This is a genomic window from Streptomyces sulfonofaciens (genome assembly GCF_014656295.1).
GTDB classification, from domain to species: Bacteria; Actinomycetota; Actinomycetes; order Streptomycetales; family Streptomycetaceae; genus Streptomyces; species Streptomyces sulfonofaciens.
On the sequence record NZ_BNCD01000017.1, the window covers coordinates 70,884 to 90,028 of the forward strand.

The window sequence follows — 19,145 nt, forward strand, 5'->3', positions numbered from 1 at the left end:
GGATGAGGACGCACACGCTCGTCGACTCGCCGGTGGGAGATCTGACGGTGGTGGCACAGGACGGCGCGCTGGTGGGCCTGTACTTCGAGGGGCACAGGCGCGGCCCGTCCGCCGATGTCCTCGGGACACGCACCGGCGAGGGCTTCGAGGCCGTCAGGCAGCAACTGGCCGAGTACTTCGCCGGGCACAGGCGGCAGTTCGACCTGCCGCTCGCGCCCCGCGGCAACGACTTCCAGCGCAGGGTCTGGGAGCTCCTGAGGACCATCCCGTACAGCGAGACACGCTCGTACGCGGACCTCGCCCGTGCACTGGGCGATCCGGCGCTGGCCCAGGCGGTGGGCGCCGCCAGCGCCCGCAACCCGCTGTCGGTGGTCATCCCGTGCCACCGGGTCGTCGCGGCCGACGGCAGCCTTCGGGGGTACGCGGGCGGGCTGGAGCGCAAGCGGTTCCTGCTCGGCCTGGAGGAGCCCGCCGCCGCGGCGGCCGACCGGCTGTTCTGAGCCGGGGCCCGGCCCCGGGTACGCCCCCGGCCGGGTGTGAAACCGGCGCCCCCGCGCCTCGCCGTAACCAACGACGGCCCGGCCGCCGCCCGTGCCCGGCTCGGCGGCGCGCTCGGAACCGCACTCGGCCTCCGCACCGCCATGGCCATCACGACAGCAGGGGTCCCGCTCGCCGCACTGATCCTGCTCTTGTCCCCGATCCGGCGATCCCGGGACCTGCCGACGTCCCGCCGGCCGACGAGTAACCGCGAACTCCCGCTGGATTTCGATGGAAAGGCGTCCCTACCCCGTCATTGACCACGACCGCACCTGGCAACCGCTCCTCGGAACCGAGTGCCGCAACCCTCGGGCCGGGTCTCGCGGGGAGAAAATCCGGCGACGTCGTCGATCATCCCCGGGATACTGGGCGCCCATGGATGAGGTCGAAGTCGTCGTCTCCCATTCCGAGCGTGCGACCCTGCGGGTCGGCGACGTGTTCCTGAAGGTGGACGCCGATCAGGAGCGCATCGACGTCGAGGTCGAGGCGATGTCCCTCGCGCCGGTCCCGACACCCAAGGTCCTGTGGCGCAAGCCGCCCGTGCTCGCGATCGCCGCCGTCCCGGGGGCGGCGCTCGGCCGTCTCGGTGAGCCGTCGGCCGCGTCGCCGGCGGCGTGGGCCGCGGCGGGTGCCGCCGTCCGGCAGTTGCACGAGGCGCCGTTGCCGCCCTGGGTGGGCCGGCGCCGCCAGGGTCCCGACGAGTTGGTGGCGGAACTCGACGGCGAGTGCGAGTTGCTCGTGACGAACGGCCTCCTGCCCGCCGACCTGGTCACCCGCAACCTCCAGGTCGCCGAGGCCGCGCTCCGGCCGTGGAAACCGGTGTTCACACACGGCGACCTGCAGGTCGAGCACGTCTTTGTCGACGGCGACGAGGTCACCGGCATCATCGACTGGTCCGAGGCGGGCCGGGGTGATGCCGTGTTCGACCTCGCCACCTTGACGCTCGGACACGAGGAGCACCTCGACGACGTCATCGCCGGTTATGGCACTGACGTCGACCTCGACGTGATCCGTGCATGGTGGTCGTTGCGCAGCCTGCTGGGGGTTCGCTGGCTGGTCGAGCACGGCTTCGACCCCTTCGCGCCGGGCTGCGAGGTCGACGTGCTGAGATCCCGGATGTGAGGTTGCGCGGGCCCGACTGCTGCAAGTGCGTTCTGACGCATCGAGCAGGCCGTGCCCCGCGGCGCATCGCCCGCCCTTGCTCCCAACGCAGTGCGGTGCGCAGTCGTCGCCGGCGGATGACGGCGCGGCCAAGGTGGCGAGCGCGTGGTGGAAGTCGGCGCGGATCTCCCAGCGGATGCACAGGCGGCGGGACCAGTGCAGCAGCGCGATCGCTCCTTCCACGGCCCGGCGGTACACACCCAGGCCGGAGCCGTGCCCGGTGCCGCACCGGGCGCGATGGGGGGTGATCTGGAACTGGCGGACCCTGTCCCGGTAGACCTCGTGGTCACAGCCGCGGTCGGCGTACGGATAGCTGGGGCGGCGCAGTGGCCGGCCGCGCTTGCAGCGGATCGTCGGCACGGCCTGGATCAGCGGGATCAGTTGGGTGACGTCGTCGCGGTCGCCCCGGTGATGATTGCCGCGAGCGGTGTGCCGTGCGCCTACGAGGGGGGACAGCCGTCGATCGGGGCGCTGGGGCGCCTCCGTCGTGACCATCTCCGCAGGTGCGCCAGGCCGCCGCGTCTCGCCATGGCCGGCGGTCGGGCGAATGTGCGGCGGACAGCGCAACATGATGATTCGACAGGCGTATCCCATTGTGCGAATCGGTATTTCATGGCCTCTCCCAGAGGCCAGTACGGTCGCATTCATGGAGTGGAAATCTCAGAATGCAGAAGAAATCGCGGCCGCCTTGCGTTCCGGCGAAGTGACATCGGTGGAGCTGACCGACGAGGCAATCGCTCGTATCGAGCGCGACGACAAGGCGATCAACGCGATCTGCGTGCCGGACTTCGACCGTGCGCGGGCCGCCGCGCGCGGTGCAGACCAGGCGCGCGCCCGCGGCGAGGACCGGCCACTGCTCGGCATTCCGGTGACGGTCAAGGAGTGCTACAACATCGTCGGGCTGCCCACGACCTGGGGCATGCCGATGTACCGGGACTTTGTGCCGACCGAGGACGCGATACAGGTGGCGCGGCTCCGGGCCGCCGGCGCTGTGGTGCTCGGTAAGACGAATGTGCCCTTGAGGCTGCAGGATCTGCAGAGCTTCAACGAGATCTACGGCACCACCAACAACCCCTGGGACCATGCTCGCACGCCGGGCGGATCGTCCGGCGGATCGGCGGCGGCCCTGGCGGCTGGATTCGGCGCCTTGTCCATCGGTTCCGACATCGGCGGTTCATTGCGCACCCCCGCGCATTTCTGCGGTGTCTACGCGCACAAGCCGACGCTCGGACTGGTGGCGAACCGCGGTATGGTCCCGCCGACCACTCCGGCACTGCCGGTCGACCTCGACCTCGCCGTCGTCGGCCCGATGGCGCGCACCGCCCGCGACCTCACGCTCCTGCTCGACGTCATGGCCGGGCCGGACCCGCTGACGCTCGGCGTGGCGCACGACCTGACGCTGCCGCTCGCACGCCACCAGCGGCTGAGCGACTTCCGGGTGCTGGTCCTCGAAGAGCATCCGTTCATTCCGACCGGGTCCGCTGTGCGGGCCGGCGTGAACCGGGTGGCCGACGCACTTGTCGACGGCGGCGCCCACGTCGAACGGCACACTCCGCTGCTGCCCGACCTGGCCGAAGCCGCGACGCTCTACACGCAGTTGCTGTTCTCGGGCTCCGTCGCGCGCCTTCCCGTCGAAGCGTACGAGCAGTTTCGGACCCGCGCCGCCGGACTGAGCGCGGACGACCAGAGTCTCGACGCGGTGCGGCTGCGCGGGATGGCGTTCAGCCACCGCGACTGGATCGAGGCGAACGACCGTCGCGAGCTCCACCGTCACGGCTGGCGGCAGCTCTTCACCGAGTTCGACGCCGTGGTGTGCCCGATCACGCCCACTCCCGCGTTCCCGCACGACCACAACCCCGATCTGCTGGAACGCCGGATCGACGTCGATGGCGTCGAGTACCCGTACTTCGACCAGCTTGTCTGGGCCGGTCTGGCCACCATGCCCGGCCTGCCCGCCACCGCCGTACCAGCGGGCCTGTCCCCCGACGGCCTGCCGGTGGGGGTGCAACTCATCGGTCCGATGTTCGAGGACCGCACCCCGCTGCGGCTGGCCGAACTGCTGGAGCAGAGGATCGGCGGCTTCCAGGCACCGAAGCAGGGCGTACTACCGGATGTCCTCCGAGGATGAGGTGCGGATGACGGACGAGGCCGGGCCTGGTCCTGACGACCGCGGCCTGGGCACGCGGGACCGGCCATGCCGGCCGTCCGGTCGCCTCGACAGCCGGATCGTGTTCGCACCAGAGGCGGAGCCTTCGCGTCCGATGCGAACGCCGAAGGCCCACCAAGGGTGCCCGGCCCCGGCCCACCGGTCCTCGGTAGCGCCCGGGCTCACGTTTTTGGCGGCCGGAGCGTTTACCAGGTGTGAGCAAGCCGCCGTTCGAACAGATCGTGACCGACCACGGGCCCACGGTGTTCCGTGTCGTACGGGCCGTCGTGGGCCCGCACGACGCGGAGGACGCCTGGTCGGAGACGTTCCTCGCCGCGCTGCGCGGATATCCGCGGCTGCCCGCCGACGCGAACGTCGAGGCATGGCTGGTCACCATCGCGCACCGCAAGGCCATCGACGTCACGCGCGCGAGCGCGCGCCGTCCCGCGCCGGTCGGGGAGGTCCCCGACGCGCCCACCCGCCTCGGCCTGCCGCAGGACGCGGACCCCGATCTGTGGCGGGCGCTGGGGGACCTCCCCGACCGCCAGCGGCACGCGGTGGCCTACCACTACCTGGCGGGCCTGCCCTACAAGGAGATCGCCGCCCTGACCGGCGGCACCGCCGACGCGGCGCGCAGGGCGGCGGCGGACGGCATCAGGAACCTGCGCGGCACGTATCCGCGAGAGACCGACAGGATGGGACGGTGACGACGATGACCCACGCCCCCGAAGCCGACGGCGAGCGCCTCCGCGCGGCGCTGCCCGCACCCGACGACGCCGTCATGAGCCGGCTGCACTCCCGGCTGGCGGCGCAGGCCGGTGCCGCGGGCATCCTCGACGTCGCCTACCGCACCCTGGACAGCCCGGTCGGTTCGCTGCTGCTCGCGGCGACCGAGAAGGGCCTCGTCAGGGTCGCCTTCGCCGTCCAGGACCACACCCTGGCACTGCGGCAGCTCGCGGAGCGGGTGAGCCCCCGGGTGCTGCGCGCTCCCGCGCGGCTTGACGAGGCGAGCCGCCAGCTCGACGAGTACTTCGCCGGCCGGCGCAGGCTGTTCGACCTGCCCCTGGACTGGCAGCTCTCGCGGGCCTTCCGCCGCGACGCCCTGGCCCGGCTCCCCGAGATCGCCTACGGGCACACCGCCAGCTACGCCCAGGTGGCGGCCGCTGCGGGCAGTCCGCGGGCCGTACGTGCCGTGGGCACCGCCTGCGCCACGAACCCGCTGCCGCTCGTGGTGCCGTGCCACCGGGTGATCCGCTCCGACGGGTCGATGGGGCGGTACGCGGGCGGGACCGGTGCCAAGCGCTTCCTCCTCGACCTGGAGTCGGCCGCCTGATCCCGGCCCGCCGCGATCAGGCGCCGGACGGCCCTCGGTCCGCCGCGAACGACCCACCGCGCCGGCGCGGTCCGGGGTACGGCAGACGTGCCGGGACCGGAACGGACGACGGCTCCAGGCGCGCCGTGATCACCAGCGTGCCCTCCTCGATCCGGTAGTCGAGGGGCAGGCCCAGGCCGCGCATCGTGGCGACCATCCCGGTGTTGGAGGCACGGGTGACCGCGTAGACGTGCTCGCTGCCCGCCTCGACGGCCATGGCGACCAGCCGTCCCAGCAGCTCGCGCCCGATGCCGCGGCGCTGCCAGTCGTCCTCCACAAGCAGGGCGACCTCCGACTCCTCGCCGTCCCACATCAGATGCCCGAGCGCCACGATCCGGCCCGAGGCCGTCTGTGCGGCGAGCGTGCGGCCGAAACGGGGGCTCAGCAGATGGTCGAGGTAGCTGTCCGCGCCGCCCACCGGGCCGTGGTAGCGCAGGCCCAGCGTGTCCGCGGAGCAGCGCCGGTGCATCGCCCTGGCCGCCGCGAGGTCGTCGGTGCCTGCCCGGCGTACGGTGACCGCCTGACCGCGGGGCAGCGTGAACACATCACGGCCCGCGGGCACCCGGGGGCCGAGTCGTGCGTCGAGTTCGACCAGCGCCCGGGCCCGCGCGAACTCCGTCGGCGTGAACGGCAGATAGGGCCGCTCCACGGTGATCAGCTCCCCCTCGGGCGCCCGCAGGCGCAGCACCGTGTCCTCAAGGGCCCCTTCGACCGGTGGCAGGACGCCCGGCGCACCGGTCGTCCTGCCACCGGTGACCGGACCGCGGCTCTCACGGGTGGAGGCCGGGAACGAGCGGATGGTGCAGCGGCCCAGCAGACCCCGGAGCGCCAGCGGGAGCTCCGCCGGGTCGAGGGCGGTGCGGGTGGCGAGGCCGAGCACGCGCGTCGGCGTGTCCACCAGGTCGTGGGCGTCGGCGCGTTCCAGCCAGGTGTCGCCGCCGCCCACGGCGCAGACGGTGCCGCTGAGCTCCGAAGCGGTCAACTCGGCGGGCACCCGCAGCAGGAACTCGTCGACGGTGCCCTCGGCCAGCGGATGCGTCTGCAGGCTGAGGATGTCGATCTCCCGCTCGGCCATCGCCCCGCACAGCACCGCGAGGGATCCCGGGGCGTCCCGCACGGTCGTCCGCAGCCGCCACAGCGTGGTGGGGGACAGGGCCGCCGCAGGGCCGGCGGCAGGTACCGGCGGTGCGGCGGCCACAGGGGCGGTGACGTGCGGTGCCACGGCGGGAGCGGTGCCGTCCGTGCCGGGGACCGGTCCGGCGGAGGCGGGGAAGGAACCGGTGGGGACGGCACCGCTGGATCCGGTGGGGGCGGAACGGGTGGGGACGGCACCGGTGGGGTCGGGGCCCGTGGAGGCCGGCGGCGGTGGGGCGTGGCTGTGGCGGCGTGCCCACCACGTGTGGAACGCGACCGTGGTGAGCAGGGCCACCGCGTAGGCGCACAGCACGTAGGGGCCGTGCGGCCCGTGTCCGATGAGGTTCGCCATGACGTCGGCGACCGCGACCGCGGTGAAGAGCGCCGCCAGCTCCACCAGATCGCGACGCCAGTGGGGGACGGGACGGCCGTGCCGTGCATGCGTCACATCAGACATGTCTGGACTCATGCTGTCACTGTGTACAAGCCGTGTTGCCGAGTCGCGAACGCTTCGTGACCGCTGGGTAAAGCCGTGCCCGGGGCTCCCCGCACTGCCCGGAACGGGACCCGTCCGTGCAGGTGGAGGCCGTGGCACGGCTATGGACGAGTCGGACGGAAGGGACCTCTCCGTGCGCTTCGGCGGGCGCTCGCCCCCGCTGATGGTCACTCTCCGTGTGTGTCGGCCGGACCTTTGGCCGAAGCTTCCGGCTCGCGGGCGGTGGGTGCGGACGCGTTCGGACCCGGCGGAGCGGGGGGCGTACGGCGCCTCGGGCGGTGCGCTCGGGCCACGCGCCCGGGCGCACCGTCCTGGCCGCCCGCCCGGCCCGTACGTGCGGTCTTCGCCCGGCCCGTGCGCACGCTCCCGTCCGGCCCGTGCGCGGGGCGCGCCCGATCCGCCTGGACAGCGGCAGGCCGGTCCGCTGGGATGGCCGGGTGGCAACCGACACGGCGACCGAGGTCTTCGAGGAGCACCGCCCCGTGCTGATGGGCGTCGCCTACCGCATGCTCGGCCGGGTGGCTGACGCGGAGGACGTCGTCCAGGAGACATGGCTGCGCTGGTCGGCCGCGGAGCACGGGGAGGTGCGCGTCCCGCGCGCGTACCTGGTTCGCACCACCACCCGCCTCGCCATCGACCGGCTGCGCCGGATCAAGTCGCGCCGCGAGGCCTACGTGGGCCCCTGGCTGCCCGAGCCGCTGGTCACCGACCTGGCCAGGACCGTCCCCGACGCGGCGGAGCGCGCCGTACTCGCCGACACCGTCTCGCTGGCCGTCATGGTCGTCCTGGAGTCGCTGTCCCCTCTGGAACGCGCCGTCTTCGTGCTCCGGGAGGCGTTCGGGTTCCCGTTCACGGAGATCGCCACCACGCTAGACCGCAGCGAGCAGGCGGTGCGCCAACTCGCCACCCGGGCCCGAAGGCACGTCGACGAGCGCCGGCCGCGCTACGACGTCGATCCCGTGGAGCGCCGCGACCTGACCGAGCGCTTCCTCGCCGCCGCCGTCGACGGCGACCTGGACGGACTCGTGGCCCTGCTGGCCCCCGATGCGCGGCTGGTCGGGGACAGCGGGGGCAAGGCCAAGGCACCGGTGCGGGTCATCGAGTCCGCCGACAAGGTCGCACGGTTCCTGGACGGCGTGGCGCGGCAGGGCATCGCGGACCCGCGGTTCAGGTTCCTGGAGGTCAACGGCGGCGTCGCAGTGCTGGTCCTCTTCGGGGGCAAGCCGGACAGCGTGCTCCAGATCGACGTCAGCGAGGGGCGCGTCCAGTGCGTCCACATCGTGCGCAACCCTGACAAGCTGCTCCATCTGGCCGACGTCTGAGACGGACGCGGGGCCCGGCCCCGAGCCCCTCGTCCCGCGGCGGGCGAGGGGCTCGGGTGTGTGCGGGGTCAGCCCGAGGCCCTTGTGTGCGCCAGGCGCACCACGCGCATCACGCACACCACGCGCATCACTCGTACGCGCGGTAACAGTGCGGCGGATTGGTCTTGACCAACTCCCCGCGCCGCCGTATGGTCGGGCATAGTGCAGGAACCTTTAATAAAGAACGAAGTCAAAACTCTGCCAGGACACGGCGATTGCGGAGGACAGGGTGGGGACCACGCAGCTCGAATCGGTGCCGGAGCCCAAGTACTGGCACCTGCGGACCGTGCTCAGTGAGGCGCTCGACTCCGAGTTCGCGGTCGGGGAGATCCTGCCGAACGAGCGCGAACTCGCCGCCCGCTTCGGTGTGGCACGCGCCACACTCCGGCAGGCCCTGGAACAGCTCGAACTCGAAGGCCGCCTCCAGCGCCGCCGCGGCGTCGGCACCACCGTCGCGCCGCCGCGCGTGGGCGTGGCCGTAGGCCCGTCCGGACACGCCTGGCCGGGCGCGGGCGACGACGGCTGGCAGGCCGTCGACTGCACCCTGGCCGCACCCCCGGGCGCTGTGGCACGCATGCTGGAGACCGCGCCCCAGGAGCCCGTGCACACGGTCCGCCGCAGCCGGGTCTCGCACGGCCAGCCCGTCGCCGCCGAGCTGCTGTACATCCCCGCGTCCTCCGTGCCCGACCTCTCCGCGATAGACGCGCCGACCGGCACCACGCGTGCGCGTGCCGTGCTGCGGGAGCTGCACCGCCAGACCCTCGAAGGCCAGGACCGCTCCGTCGAGCTGGGCTCGGCGGGCGCCGACGATGCCAAGGAGCTGGACCGCCTCCCGGGCGCCCCGGTCCTCGTCGTCACCACCCGGTTCTTCACCGAGGGACGCACCGCCGCGGTCTCCCTGGCCACCTACCGCGCCGACACCTGCCGCCTCACCTTCGGCGACTCCGGCAGCGTGGAGATACACCACGGCCCGGAGACCCGCGCCTCCTGACACCGCACGGCCACCCGCCGGACCCCCGGACACCGCCCCTGCGCGCCGGTTGCCCAGCCGAGCGCGGCCGGGCCCGTACGCGCCGGCGAGGGGCACCCGCGCCCTTGACCCCCGGGCGCGCTGACGCCAACCTCGGCGAATGACCTTCCCCAACCTTCCCGGCAAGCACGCACTCCCGGCGCTCTTCCAACCGCACGAAGCCCCGCGCCACGCCCTCCGGAAGCAGACCGCGCTGCCGTCCGGCGTGGTGATGGTGTACAGCGCACGGCTGCGGGACGAGGTGCTGGAGCGTCACACATCGCGCCGCATCGAGGGCTTCTTCGGGGATTACCACCTGGTGGACGTGGCGGGCGGGCAGGTCGGCCTGCTCAGCGGGTTCGGCATCGGGGGCCCGGCGGCCGCCTGCGTGCTGGAGGAGGCCATCGCCTCGGGCGCGGTGCGCGCGATCAGCATCGGGGGCGCCGGCGGGCTCCGCGTCGGCCAGGCCCCCGGTGACCTCGTCGTCTGCGACCGTGCGGTACGGGACGAAGGCGTCTCGCACCACTACCTGGCGCCCGCACGCTACGTACGACCGGACGAGGAGCTGACGGCGCGTCTGATCGAGGCGCTCAAGGAACGCGGACGGCAGGTGCAGGTCGGCGGCACCTGGACGACTGACGCCATCTACCGCGAGACGCGCCAGGAGGTGCTCGCCTACCGGGAGGAGGGAGTGCTCACCGTCGAGATGGAGGCCGCGTCCCTGGCCGCCGTGGCTCGGTACCGGGGAGTGTCCTTCGCGACGGGGGTCGCGGTGATGGACTCACTGGCCGAGGAGTCGTGGGCGCCGGAGGGGCTCGTGGCCGCGGCCGCGTTCGCGGCGCTGAACGCCCTGTTCGACGCAGCGGCCGCCGTACTCGTCGCCGGCTGAACCCCCGTGAGGAACCCGCGGCCCCGGGGCCGCGTCGTGCGCCGCTCCTGGTTCGATCGAGTGTCCCGCGTCGACCGAGTGTCCCGCGGCCGGTCCGGCGGGCGCGGTACGGCGGATGTGGTCCCCAGGGGCCGGGGCGTCCCTCGGGGCAGGGCGCTCCGAGCGGGAACCGGGCGCGGCGCGGGGCGTCCCCGTGCCCGGAGGGCGGCTGCGGTGCCCGTTCACCGACGGGCCGTCACCGTGCCCTCCACGGCGAACAGCTCTTCCTCCACATGGTCGAGCGCGAGGCGCAGGGCTCCGGTCGCCACCGCGGCCTCGCCCAGTAAGGACAGGGCGACCCGCGGTGGCCTCAGGCAGTAGCGGGCCAGCTCGCCGCGGAGCGGGTCCAGCACACCGTCGAGGCCCGCGGCCCAGCCGCCCACGACCACCAGCTCGGGGTCGAGGGCCAGCACCAGGGCCGCCACGTCGTGCACCAGCCGCTGGATGAAGCGGTCGACGGCCGCCCTCGCCCGCACGTCGCCCTCGCGCGCGTGCCGGAAGACCTCGGCCACCGCCTGCTCGTCCAGCGGGTGCAGCGGCTCGTCCGTCGTGGACAGCAGCGTCTCCGGGGTGGCCTCGCGGCCCAGCAGGTGCAGCGCGCCGATCTCGCCGGCCGCGCCCCCGTAACCCCGGTGCAGCCGCCCGCCGATCAGCGAACCGGCGCCGGGGCTCAGTCCCGCCATGACGAACACCACGTCGTCCGACCCGGCCGCCGCGCCCTTCCAGTGCTCGGCCACCGCGGCGGTGTTGGCGTCGTTCTCCACGAGCACCGGGCACTTGAAGGAGCGCCGGAGCCGCTCGCCCAGCGGCAGCCCCGTCCACTCGGGCAGCGCGGTACCGAGCCGGACCGTGCCGTCGGCCTCCACGATGCCTGGGCTGCCCACGCCGACGGCCCGCAGCGAGCCCCGCGGAACGCCCGCGCGGCGCAGCAGGTCGGCGACCACCGACCGGAGCCGGTCCAACCGTTCGTCGGCGGGCGCAGTCTCGCAGACCTCCTTGGCACCGGTGCCGAGCACCTTGCCGTCCAGGTCGGAGAGCACGGCAGCCACCCGGTGCGGCCCGATCTCCAGGCCCAGCAGGTGCCCCGCCTCGGCACGGAAGCGGAATCTGCGGGCGGGCCGCCCCTGGCGTCTCGTCCCGCCTTCCTCCGCGGCCGTCTCCACCACCAGGCCGGCCTCGATCAGGCCCTCCACGACACCCTCCACCGTGGGTCTCGACAGGCCCGTCACATGCGTGATCTCGGTCAGTGTCGCGCAGTCCGTGGCGCGCAGCGCATGCAGCACCACCGCGGAATTGATCCTCCGGAGCAGAGAAGGATCCCCGCCGGTCAGCCGCCCCAACGTCCGTCCTCCCAGCCAGTGCCCGTGATGGCCGGATGTTACTCGCCAGGAGGGGTCGGCGGCGAGTACGGGGAGGGTGGAACTCCCGGAGCACGGCGGGCGGATGCGGAGGCGGCGGGCGCCGGTGACCGCCGCCCCGGCCGTGCTGCCCCACCGCGGACCCCGTCCGGTGGTCCCTCCCGCGGCCTGACGGGCCGCCAGGTAGGCCCTGTCAGTGCGTGCGGGTTTACTGGAGGCATGAGCGCAGCCCCGCACCTCGCCACCGTCGATCTGCTGTGCGCCCGCGAATTCCCCGCGGAGCACGGCGGATCCGACCTGGGCCGTGGCGGACCGGGGTACCACCTGGCCGAATGGGCGGCGGGCGGCGGCCCGGCGGGCGAAGCGGAGGACGACGCGGGCTGCACGGCCCGGCAGGCGGCGGAGGAGCAGTGCGAGGCCGAGCGCGACGGACTGACCGCCCGGCTCACCGAACGCTGGGGCGCGCCACAGGTCTTCGGGCTCGGTGGTGTCCTGCTCCGCGCGATGGAGTACGGCGAGCGCATACCCGAGCCCTGGGCGTACCTCAGCGCCCACGCGCCGGACGTATACCTGTGGCGGGCGGACGGCCGCTGGATAGCCCTCGCCGTCTCACGCCTGGACCCGAGCCGCCCGCCCGCACTGCTCGCCGCCGTCACGGAGGTGGATCCGCCGTAGCCGGGGCCCCGTCCGCACCCGGCCCGCGTCACCCGCCTCACCCGCGGCCAGTGGCCTTGCGCGGTGGGTCACCGAGCCGCCGCCCGGGGGTGTCCGGCGCCCCGGGCAGACCTACCATGAAGGGGAGGGGCCGCAGGCAGCCGGGAAGCGCCAGGGCCGTGCGCCTGCCGAGGGTCCCGGGGCGGGGCGCGACCAGGGAAGAAGGCCACGGTGGAGTTCCAGGTCACTGTCGAGATCCCGCAGGGCTCACGCAACCACTACGAGATGGACCACAAGGCGGGCCGCATTCGACTCGACCGGTTGCTGTTCACCTCCACCCGCTATCCCGCCGACTACGGATACGTCGACGGCACGCTCGGCCGGGACGGCGACCCCCTCGACGCGCTGGTCCTCACCGGCGAACCCACCTTCCCCGGATGCGTCATCGACTCCCGGGCGATCGGCATGTTCGTGATGCGCGACGAGAAGGGCCCGGACGAGAAGATCCTCTGCGTTCCCGCACGCGACCCACGCTACGAGGGCCTCCAGGAGATCACGGACGTCGCCGGGTTCGACCGCCTGGAGATCACCCACTTCTTCGAGGTCTACAAGGACCTCGAACCCGGGAAGTCGGTGGAGGGCTCGCACTGGGAAGGACGCGAACAGGCATACAGGGAGATCGAGGAATCCCGGCTCCGCAGGACCGAGGCAGCGGACCACCCCGGCCCGTGACTCGCCCCGCGGCGGCCCGCCGGGCCCGGTGACCCGCGCGCCCGTCGCCCCGCACACCGGTGACCGGCCGCTAGGGCGGTGGGCCCCGGTCCCGGCTTCCCTGGTCTCCCTGGTCTCCCCGGTCTCCGGTTTTCTCGGCTTCCCCGGTTTCCCCGGCCTCCCCGGCTTCCGCGGCCTCCCGTTTCCTCGGCTTCCCGGTCGCCGGTGCACGAGCGACGACAGCCCGAGGGCCAGCACGAGTCATGACAGCCCGTCAGCAGCCCAGTAGCCCCAGCAATCCCAACAGCCCCAGAGGCCGTCAGCGCCTGAGTCGCCGGAGGCTTCCGAGTCGGCTGACCTGCCTGACCCGGCCGAGCCGGCTGAGTCGCGCGAGCAGGCTGAGTCGCCTGGGTCGCCCGCGGGGGCCCAGCCGCCCAAGCGGCTCCGTCCGGCCGCGGCGGCACGCGGCCATCCGGGCACCCGGCCCCCTGCGCACCTCGCAGTCGCGCACCGCCCGCTCACGCCAGGGCACCGACGCCCGCGCAGGCGAGATCGCCGAGGCACTCCTGGCCAGGAGTGCCGAGTTCGCCGAGCTGTGCGCGATCCGCTTGCTCTCGAACAGGCATCCGCCGCCCGTTCGAGAGCAAGCGGATCGCGCACCCCGAGCTCGGCACCGTCGAGGTCCAGTGCCAGGTGCTCTTCGACGCCGACCAGGACCAGGCACTGCTGGTGCACTCGGCCACGCCGGGGACCGAGAGCCATGACAAGCTCCAGTTCCCGTCCGTCCTCGGCGACCGCTCCGCGCAGGAGCGATGTGGAGGAGCCCGCTCCCGCCCCGCCCGGCGCTCGCACCCCGGAGCGTGGCCGGGCCCGGCCGGCGAAGGGGCCGGCCCGCCCCCGGTCGCGCCTCGGGCACCTCAGAGAGGGGCGACGGCCGCACCGACGCGGCCGTCCGCCCGGTCCGGGCGCGCGGCCTCCTGCCGCAGCCGCGCGGCGTCCCGTCCCGGTGGGACGCCGAACTGCCGGCGGTACTCGCGGCTGAACTGGGACGCGCTGTCGTAGCCCACGGCGAAGCCGACCGCGGCCACCTCGTCCGTGCCGCTCATCAGCAGCAGCCGGGCCTCCTGGAGCCGGATCAGCTTCTGGAACTGGATCGGCGTCATGGCGGTCACCGCGCGGAAGTGCCGGTGGAAGGGGGAGACGCTCATCGCGGAGAGCCGGGCCAGGTCCTCGACGCGCAGCGACTGCGCGTAGTGCTCCCTGATCCAGCGGATGGCCCGGCCGATGTGCGCGAGACGGCTGTCGGCCAGGCCGATCTGGCGCACCAGCGCGCCCTGCTCGCCGGTGATCAGCCGCCACAGGATCTCCTTCTCGATGAGGGGGGAGAGGACCGGCAGATCGGCAGGGTGCTCGAACAGCCTGATCATGCGCGCCAGCGCGTCGATGAGCTCCGCGGGCGCATCGCTCACCCCCAGACCGGGGCGCGTCGTCCGTGCGGCACTTCCGCCGCCGGCAGCGGTCCGCGGGGTGCTCCCGGTCTCCAGCAGGAGGGAGGCGATGGCGGCCGGCCTGAGCGCGAGTCCGACACCGAGGAACGGCTTCTGCGGGCTGGCGCGGGTGAAGTGGCCGCTGACCGGCAGCCCGACGGAGACCACCAGGTACTGGCCGGCGCCGTAGTCGTAGATCCGATCGCCGAGCGTGAGGCGCTTCGCGCCCTGCGCGACGACCGCGAGCACGGGGTCCGTGATGCTGGAGGTGGGCTCCGTGGGCCGGTCCACCGAGGAGAGCAGCAGGCCGTCGATGGCACCGGCGGGCTGCCCCGCGTGCCGGGCGATCAGGGCGCGCAGGTCGTCGAGGTGCGGGGTCGGCTCACTCATACGGCGGTACCTCCTTCATGACGATCCTGGCAAGACGAGCAGGATCGTGCAAGAGATCGACGGTATCGCCCTAACGGCTTCGCTGCTCAGGCTGCTGTGATGGAGGTACCAACTTCTTCATGCCACTGCAACGGAGCATTTCCATGACACTCGACTCGTATGTCAGCCTCGGACGGTCCGGCCTCAAGGTGAGCCCCTTCTGCCTCGGCGCGATGAACTTCGGCGAGGACACCGGGACGGGCTGCAGCGTCGAGGAGGCCGAGAAGATCCTGGGGACCTACCTCGACCACGGCGGGAACTTCGTCGACACCGCCAACTTCTACACCAACGGCCATGCGGAGGCGATCCTCGGCGACTACCTCGCCGCCCGCCCCGGCCTGCGCGACCGGCTGGTGCTGGCCACGAAGTTCTTCTGCAACCTCCACCTCGGCGATCCCAACGGCGGCGGCGCGGGCCGCAAGGCCGTCATCGGACAGCTTGAGGAGTCGCTGCGCCGGTTGCGCACCGACTACGTCGACCTTTACTGGCTGCACAACTACGACTGGTCCACGCCCCTCGAAGAGACGCTGCGCACCCTGGACGACCTGGTGACCGCGGGCAAGATCCGCTACGTCGGCTTCTCCGACACCCCGGCCTGGTTCACCGCCAAGGCCCACACGACGGCCCTGCTGCGCGGCTGGACTCCCATCACCGCGCTCCAGATGGAGTACTCGCTGCTGGAGCGCACCATCGAGGGCGAGCTGATTCCGCTGGCGCAGGACGCGGGCATGGGGATGCTGCCGTGGAGCCCGCTCAAGAGCGGCTTCCTCTCCGGTGCGTACGGCCGGGGGCGGGCCGCGGTGGGCACGAGGCGGTCGGCGGTGCTGGGCGAGCCCACCGAGGAGCAGTTCACGGTGATCGACGCGGTCGCCGCCGTCGCCGAGGAGACCGGTACGACGTCCGCCGCCGTGGCCCTCTCCTGGGTGCAGAACCGCCCGGGCGTCACCTCCACCCTCATCGGCCCCCGCACACTGGAGCACCTGGAGGCCAACCTCAAGGCCCTCGACGTGCGGCTCACCCCGGCCCAGAGCGCCGCATTGGACGAGGTGTCCGCCCCGGCCCTCAACTTCCCCTACGACCTCAACCGCCGGGTGGGCCCGATGCTCAGGAACGCCGGGGCCACCGTCGACGGCGTCCGGGGCGAGGTGTACCCGCCGCTGCTGCAGAGCACGGCACGCTACTGACCGATCGGCACGCTGCGGACGACCGGCACGCTGCCGACCGGTCGGCACCGCTGCCGGCCGATGCGCACCGCGGCCGGTCGGCACCGCGGCCGGTCGACCGGTGCACGGCCGACCGGCCGGTGCCTCGCCGGGCGGTCCGGGGCACGCGCCGATCCCGGGTGGGAGGCCGGCGGCCGGTCCGGGTGCGGCGGGTCCGGCCCCGGTCCTCAGGCCCCCGCGGCCTCCCGCAGCCGTCCGAACTCCTCCGCCATCGTCGCCGCCGTCCAATGGGCGTTGAGGCCACTGGGGTTAGGGAGTACCCAGACACGGGTGGTGCCGATGGTGGACTCCTGCGGGCCGATGACGGCGCGCCGGTCGCCGAAGGCGGTGCGGTAGGCGGTTATGCCGGCCACCGCGAGCCAGGCGGGACGCAGCCGGACGACCTTCTCGGCGAGGAGCCGGCCGCCCTCGCGGTACTCCTCGTCGGTGAGCTCGTCGGCGCGGGCCGTGGCCCTCGCCACCACGTTGGTGATGCCGATGCCGTGGCCGAGCAGTTCGTGCTGCTCGGACGGGTGGTACTGGCGCGGTGTGAAGCCTGACAGGTGCAGCACCGGCCAGAAGCGGTTGCCGGGACGGCCGAAGTGGTGGCCCGTCGCCGCCGTCCAGAGCCCGGGGTTGATCCCGCAGAAGAGCACCCGAAGGCCCTCCGCGGCCACATCGGGCACCAGACGGTCGCGCGCGGCCTCCAGCTCTGCGGGGGTGAAACGCGGCACGGTCGGGCCCCCGGTCAGAGGATGGCGCCGGGCGCGTACCCGGCGGCCTGCGGGTGCTTCCCGACCACGGCGTCGATGCGCGCCACCACCGCCGCGACCTGGTCCGCCGCCGCGCCGGTGAAGGACAGCCGGTCTGCCATCAGGGCGTCGAGCTGCGCCCGGTCCAGCGGGATGCGCTCGTCCGCGGCGAGCCTGTCCAGCAGGTCGTTGCGCTCCGCGCCGCGTTCGCGCATCGCCAGCGCGCAGGCCACGGCGTGCTCCTTGATGGCCTCGTGCGCCACCTCGCGGCCCACCCCCGCGCGCACGGCGCCCATCAGCACCTTCGTCGTCGCCAGGAACGGCAGGTAGCGGTCCAGCTCACGGGCGACCACTGCCGGGAAGGCGCCGAACTCGTCCAGCACCGTCAGGAACGTCTCCAGCAGACCGTCCAGCGCGAAGAACGCGTCCGGCAGGGCCACCCGCCGTACGACGGAGCACGAGACGTCGCCCTCGTTCCACTGGTCGCCGGCCAGCTCGCCCGTCATGGAGGCGTAGCCGCGCAGGACCACCATGAGGCCGTTGACCCGCTCGCAGGACCGGGTGTTCATCTTGTGCGGCATGGCCGAGGAGCCCACCTGCCCGGGCTTGAACCCCTCGGTGACCAGTTCCTGGCCCGCCATCAGGCGGATCGTCCTGGCCAGCGACGACGGCGCCGCGGCGAGCTGGACCAGGGACGTGACCACCTCGTAGTCGAGGGAGCGCGGATAGACCTGCCCGACCGAGTCGAACGCCTGTGCGAACCCCAGATGACCTGCGATCCGGCGCTCCAGCTCGGCCAGCTTCGCCGCGTCCCCGCCCAGCAGGTCCAGCATGTCCTGGGCGGTGCCGACCGGGCCCTTGACGCCGCGCAGCGGGTAGCGGGCCAGCAGGTCCTCCAGGCGGCCGTAGGCCACCAGCAGTTCGTCGGCGGCGGTCGCGAAGCGCTTGCCCAAGGTGGTGGCCTGTGCGGCGACGTTGTGCGAACGGCCCGCCATGACCAGCTCGGCGTGCTCGCCCGCCAGCTTCCCGAGCCGGGCCAGCACCGCCACCGCCCGGTCCCTGACCAGTTCGAGCGAACGGCGGATCTGCAGTTGCTCGACGTTCTCCGTGAGGTCGCGTGAGGTCATGCCCTTGTGGACCTGCTCGTGGCCGGCCAGGGCGTTGAACTCCTCGATCCTGGCCTTCACGTCATGCCGGGTGACCCGCTCGCGCTCCGCGATGGAGGCCAGGTCGACCCGGTCCAGCACGAGCTCGTATGCGCTGAGCGCGTCCTGCGGCACCTCGATGCCGAGGTCCTTCTGGGCCCGCAGCACCGCGAGCCACAGCCTGCGCTCCAGCCGCACCTTCTCCTCGGGGGACCAGAGGGCGGCAAGCTCGGCGGAGGCGTAGCGGCCGGCCAGGACGTTGGGGATGACGGGCTTGACGCCGGCGGGGACGGAGGACGCGGAGGGTGCGGAAGAAGTCACGTGGACCGATTCTAGTGGCGGTCCGTGCAGGCCGGTGACGCCGCCGGGTCAGGCTCCGCCCTCGTAGGGCAGCAGCTCGGGGCGCTTGGGCGGCCGCCCGTCGCCCGACGAGCGGCCCGTGAGCCGGCGGCCGATCCAGGGCAGCAGATGCTGCCGGGTGAACCTCAGGTCCGCGGTCCGCCGTGCCGCCCAGCCGGTCCGCACCGCCGGGGGCAGCCCGGCCCGCCAGTCACTCCGGGCCTGGTGGCCGAGGGCCTGCCACACCGCCTCCGCCACCCGCTCGTGGCCCTCGCCCGTCAGGTGCAGCCGGTCCACGTCCCACATCCGCGGGTCGCCCAGCACGGGAGCCCCGAAGAGGTCGACGACGATCGCGCCGTGCCGGGCGGCCAGCTCGTCTATGCAGGCGAACAGTGCCTCCACACGGGGCCGCACCCGTTCGAGGACGGGCCCCTGGCGGCCCGGGCTGCGCATCAGCACCAGCCGTCCGCAGGACGGCGCCAGCTTCTCGACGGCCTCCTCCAGGAGCCCGCGCACCCGCCCCATGTCGCACCGCGGCCGCAGCGCGTCGTTGAGCCCGCCGACCAGGGTGACCACGTCCGCCTGCATGGCGACCGCCGCTCCCACCTGCTCGTCGACGATCTGGCCGATCAGCTTGCCGCGCACGGCGAGGTTGGCGTACCGGAAACCGGGGGTGCGGGCGGCCATCCGCGCGGCGAGGAGATCCGCCCAACCGCGGTACGAACCGTCGGGCAGCAGGTCCGACATGCCTTCGGTGAAGCTGTCGCCGAGCGCGACCAGACTCGTGTATTGGGCATTCTTCTGCATGGCGACGAGATCGTACCGCGGCGAGGACACCTGGGCAGACGTCCGAGGAGCCGGTCCGCGCGGTCCGGGACCGTACGGGGGCGCCGTGGCAGCGGAGGGGGCGGGTACCGCCGCCGC

At 73.2% G+C, this 19,145-nt stretch carries 17 protein-coding genes and 2 pseudogenes; 13 read left to right on the top strand and 6 right to left on the bottom strand.

The window, feature by feature from the left end:
* Nucleotides 1–2 precede the first annotated feature (2 nt).
* The 6 genes and pseudogenes from IE313_RS25115 (at nucleotide 3) to IE313_RS25135 (ending at nucleotide 5,177) form a co-directional block, all read left to right on the top strand.
* Entirely contained in the window at nucleotides 3–500 is a 498-nt protein-coding gene (locus IE313_RS25115; protein ID WP_189935994.1) for a methylated-DNA--[protein]-cysteine S-methyltransferase, read from the top strand.
* 93 nt (nucleotides 501–593) lie between these two features.
* Nucleotides 594–797: pseudogene (locus tag IE313_RS35470) on the top strand (MFS transporter); the annotation flags it as partial.
* Between the two features lie 115 nt (nucleotides 798–912).
* Nucleotides 913–1,659 carry an aminoglycoside phosphotransferase family protein gene (locus IE313_RS25120; protein ID WP_189935996.1) on the top strand — a complete coding sequence of 249 codons (747 nt, stop codon included), beginning with the start codon at nucleotides 913–915 and terminating at the stop codon, nucleotides 1,657–1,659.
* A 685-nt stretch (nucleotides 1,660–2,344) separates the two neighbouring features.
* A complete protein-coding gene (locus IE313_RS25125; protein ID WP_189936168.1) occupies nucleotides 2,345–3,826 on the top strand; it encodes an amidase in 1,482 nt (493 codons plus the stop codon).
* Nucleotides 3,827–4,059: 233 nt separating this feature from the next.
* Nucleotides 4,060–4,551, top strand: a complete 492-nt coding sequence (locus IE313_RS25130; protein WP_189935998.1) for an RNA polymerase sigma factor — start codon at nucleotides 4,060–4,062, stop codon at nucleotides 4,549–4,551.
* A 5-nt stretch (nucleotides 4,552–4,556) separates the two neighbouring features.
* A complete protein-coding gene (locus IE313_RS25135; RefSeq protein ID WP_189936170.1) occupies nucleotides 4,557–5,177 on the top strand; it encodes a methylated-DNA--[protein]-cysteine S-methyltransferase in 621 nt (206 codons plus the stop codon).
* A 16-nt stretch (nucleotides 5,178–5,193) separates the two neighbouring features.
* On the opposite strand, the gene IE313_RS25140 is transcribed toward IE313_RS25135, so the two are convergent.
* A complete protein-coding gene (locus tag IE313_RS25140) occupies nucleotides 5,194–6,819 on the bottom strand; it encodes a GNAT family N-acetyltransferase (protein WP_229924931.1) in 1,626 nt (541 codons plus the stop codon).
* A gap of 464 nt (nucleotides 6,820–7,283) precedes the next feature.
* Between IE313_RS25140 and IE313_RS25145 the strand changes: the two genes are divergently transcribed.
* The 3 genes from IE313_RS25145 (at nucleotide 7,284) to IE313_RS25155 (ending at nucleotide 10,105) form a co-directional block, all read left to right on the top strand.
* A complete protein-coding gene (locus tag IE313_RS25145; protein WP_189936000.1) occupies nucleotides 7,284–8,168 on the top strand; it encodes an RNA polymerase sigma-70 factor in 885 nt (294 codons plus the stop codon).
* 268 nt (nucleotides 8,169–8,436) lie between these two features.
* Nucleotides 8,437–9,198: a GntR family transcriptional regulator gene (locus IE313_RS25150; protein ID WP_189936001.1), complete on the top strand. Its 762-nt coding sequence runs from the start codon at nucleotides 8,437–8,439 to the stop codon at nucleotides 9,196–9,198.
* A 139-nt stretch (nucleotides 9,199–9,337) separates the two neighbouring features.
* Nucleotides 9,338–10,105, top strand: coding sequence for a nucleoside phosphorylase (locus IE313_RS25155; RefSeq protein WP_189936003.1), 768 nt, complete (start codon nucleotides 9,338–9,340; stop codon nucleotides 10,103–10,105).
* Between the two features lie 221 nt (nucleotides 10,106–10,326).
* Here the strand turns inward: IE313_RS25155 and IE313_RS25160 are convergent, their stop codons facing one another.
* Nucleotides 10,327–11,484, bottom strand: a complete 1,158-nt coding sequence (locus IE313_RS25160) for an ROK family transcriptional regulator (protein WP_189936005.1) — start codon at nucleotides 11,482–11,484, stop codon at nucleotides 10,327–10,329.
* Nucleotides 11,485–11,721: 237 nt separating this feature from the next.
* On the opposite strand from IE313_RS25160, the gene IE313_RS25165 reads away from it, so the two are divergent.
* From IE313_RS25165 to IE313_RS35475, 3 genes and pseudogenes are all read left to right on the top strand, one after another.
* A complete protein-coding gene (locus tag IE313_RS25165) occupies nucleotides 11,722–12,177 on the top strand; it encodes a hypothetical protein (protein ID WP_189936007.1) in 456 nt (151 codons plus the stop codon).
* A gap of 210 nt (nucleotides 12,178–12,387) precedes the next feature.
* Entirely contained in the window at nucleotides 12,388–12,888 is a 501-nt protein-coding gene (locus tag IE313_RS25170; protein ID WP_189936009.1) for an inorganic diphosphatase, read from the top strand.
* Between the two features lie 555 nt (nucleotides 12,889–13,443).
* Nucleotides 13,444–13,581 (top strand): annotated as a pseudogene (locus IE313_RS35475) (hypothetical protein); the annotation flags it as partial.
* Between the two features lie 203 nt (nucleotides 13,582–13,784).
* Here the strand turns inward: IE313_RS35475 and IE313_RS25180 are convergent.
* The gene (locus IE313_RS25180) at nucleotides 13,785–14,744 is read right to left on the bottom strand and encodes an AraC family transcriptional regulator (protein WP_189936011.1); all 960 of its coding nucleotides are present in this window, start codon (nucleotides 14,742–14,744) and stop codon (nucleotides 13,785–13,787) included.
* Between the two features lie 143 nt (nucleotides 14,745–14,887).
* Here IE313_RS25180 and IE313_RS25185 point away from each other — a divergent pair, with 143 nt between their 5' ends.
* Nucleotides 14,888–15,967 (top strand): aldo/keto reductase, encoded by a 1,080-nt coding sequence (locus IE313_RS25185; RefSeq protein WP_189936013.1) that lies wholly within the window; start codon nucleotides 14,888–14,890, stop codon nucleotides 15,965–15,967.
* A gap of 206 nt (nucleotides 15,968–16,173) precedes the next feature.
* On the opposite strand, the gene mug is transcribed toward IE313_RS25185, so the two are convergent.
* Genes mug through IE313_RS25200 form a run of 3 tightly spaced genes read right to left on the bottom strand, consistent with a single transcriptional unit; the run spans nucleotide 16,174 to nucleotide 19,028 of the window.
* Nucleotides 16,174–16,719: a G/U mismatch-specific DNA glycosylase gene (mug, locus tag IE313_RS25190; RefSeq protein WP_189936015.1), complete on the bottom strand. Its 546-nt coding sequence runs from the start codon at nucleotides 16,717–16,719 to the stop codon at nucleotides 16,174–16,176.
* A 14-nt stretch (nucleotides 16,720–16,733) separates the two neighbouring features.
* On the bottom strand, nucleotides 16,734–18,203 hold the full coding sequence (purB, locus tag IE313_RS25195; protein ID WP_189936017.1) for an adenylosuccinate lyase: 1,470 nt from the start codon (nucleotides 18,201–18,203) through the stop codon (nucleotides 16,734–16,736).
* Nucleotides 18,204–18,251: 48 nt separating this feature from the next.
* Nucleotides 18,252–19,028 (bottom strand): SGNH/GDSL hydrolase family protein, encoded by a 777-nt coding sequence (locus tag IE313_RS25200; RefSeq protein WP_189936019.1) that lies wholly within the window; start codon nucleotides 19,026–19,028, stop codon nucleotides 18,252–18,254.
* Nucleotides 19,029–19,145 lie beyond the last annotated feature (117 nt).